A 2142-nucleotide genomic window follows, 5' to 3' on the forward strand; every position below is an offset into this window, starting at 1 on the left:
CTGATCACACACCTTTTTTGAAGTAGTAGTAGTACCAGTATAGCCAAATTTAAAAAACACATTTCAAACATTTTGTTTTTTTTGCACCAGAACCCAAATGACGTACCAAACATACAGTTAACTAAAAAATAATTAATCCAGCAAACATACTAAAATAAATTCTAATAAATATCTGTTTAATATCTATTAAATTTTTATTGAATATTTATTTGCAATAAAAATCCGAACTACCAACCTAAACAAAAAGGATGAATCTAATTAATATTCAAATTATATCTATAATATATCTATTTTACATTTAATTAATGCACAATTCTCTAAAACCCTTGTTTCCACTGCGCTTTTAAGTTATAATATAGTTAACAAATATAAATAAGAAATAAAAATTATAGAGGTGATGTATAATGACAGATTTAAAAGGGGAGAATCTTCATATAGACATTGAAGGTGATATTGGGAACGATTCTTTTAAAGGTTATATCAATGGTGAATACATAAAAATGAAAAACGTATATCAAAGCGTTTACTCGATGCCCAATGTAACAGAAACAAATACTCAAAAAAATGTAATTAATTTAGTAGACAATATGTTTGTAAATATTGCTAGTAAATCAATCAGAAGATCTGGGATGTACTTTATTGGGAATCGAGCGATGCTAACAGGGAAGAACCCAAAAAACATGAACATTAAAGTGGGCCAAAAATATAATGATGATTTGCCATTAATTAATATGCTAGGACTAATTGCAAATAAATCAGTCCAACTTGAGTGGGAAAAAACAGAACAACTACCACAATCAATTAATGTGACTGTTGATCTTATTTCCGCTATTCCAGCAAGCCAATGGACACCAGTAAATGCTAAGCACCTAGAGCAACGTTTTACTAATTCAAATCATGTTGTAATTGTTTATGTGGGGGAAGAACAAGTAACAGTCAGCTTAACATTCAACAGTGCAAACATTACCCAAGAAGGTATTCCTCCTTTATACGCAATCCTTGAAGGTGAAAAAGATATGTTTAATGACTTTATTAAACTATATAAAGACAAACTTGAGATAGCAACAGTAGAAAAGACATTCTTTAAGAACAAAAAAATCTTACATAGTGACATTGGAGATGGAACGACTGAGTATATATACACAGTTGGCGTAAATCCAATTATTGATGCTTGTAGTGGAGAAAGACGTGGAGTTGGGCATGCTACAGAAGAAGCTGTTAAGCTATTAAACCAAGATCGTGGAACAAACATTAAACGTCAACAATTCTCACAAATCCTTCAAGATCAAGATCATAAATACCATGAAGAAGCAACTGGGTTCTTTAATATTACAAAAGTGGAACAGGCTGAACTTATCTTAGAAGATACCAGTGAAAAATATGTAAACAATACAGCTAGTGAAGCTGAAATTTTATGTGTATACGGTGGGGGAAGTATTACTTTTAAAGATGAGTTATATGATCAACTATTAGAGTATTGTGAGCAAGTTGGTATGTACTTGTTATGGATTCCAGAAAAATATGCTGTAGATATGAATGCTAGAGGAATGCAAATAATCAAGAAAATTCTTACTCGAAAAAAGGTGAGATAGTATGACTGACAAAAAAAGGGAATCTTTCTTTTGGAATCTCAAAAAAATTGAGAATGAGGAATTCTTTAAATGGTTTGAATCTCAAGGGAATATAGCAGATTCATTATATAAACTTGTCTGTTACTTCATTGATAAACATGGCTTAAAAGATGTTGGTGATTATAAAATTCAGCAACAAATGCAAAGAGAAGTCTTACTTCAAGATAAAGATTTTTTAAATGAGGTTAAACGGGTCCTATTAAACAATTCAAATTTCATTATCAAAAATGATAACCAAAAAATTAAATCTCCTAGGGAAATAATTGAGGCTTCTGAGGAGAAGTCCGATAGTGAAGACGTGAAAAAAGCAGATGTTTCTAAATCTGAAACAAATGTTTTGAATGATGAGTATGAAGACCTTGATACAGCAAGTTTATTTGGTAATTAATGCTGTCAGCCTAAAAAAGAGTCCTAAAAATGGTCATCTCCCTGTCAAGTAGACAGTAATAAAAAGAGTATTATGCCACGGCCTTTTCCCGATATTCTATCGGGGAAAGGCCGTGAAGTTTTT

General features: G+C 31.2%; 2 protein-coding genes. Both read left to right on the forward strand.

All coding sequences use genetic code 11. The features are described 5' to 3' along the window. Window positions 1-404 precede the first annotated feature (404 nt). Window positions 405-1592, forward strand: coding sequence for a ParM/StbA family protein (locus F3I02_RS17675; protein WP_196478259.1), 1188 nt, complete (start codon window positions 405-407; stop codon window positions 1590-1592). 1 nt (window position 1593) lies between these two features. Beyond that, window positions 1594-2019, forward strand: coding sequence for a hypothetical protein (locus F3I02_RS17680; protein WP_196478260.1), 426 nt, complete (start codon window positions 1594-1596; stop codon window positions 2017-2019). Window positions 2020-2142 lie beyond the last annotated feature (123 nt).

The organism is Bacillus sp. SRB3LM (assembly GCF_015712745.1).
Lineage (GTDB): Bacteria > Bacillota > Bacilli > Bacillales > Bacillaceae_G > Bacillus_A > Bacillus_A thuringiensis_K.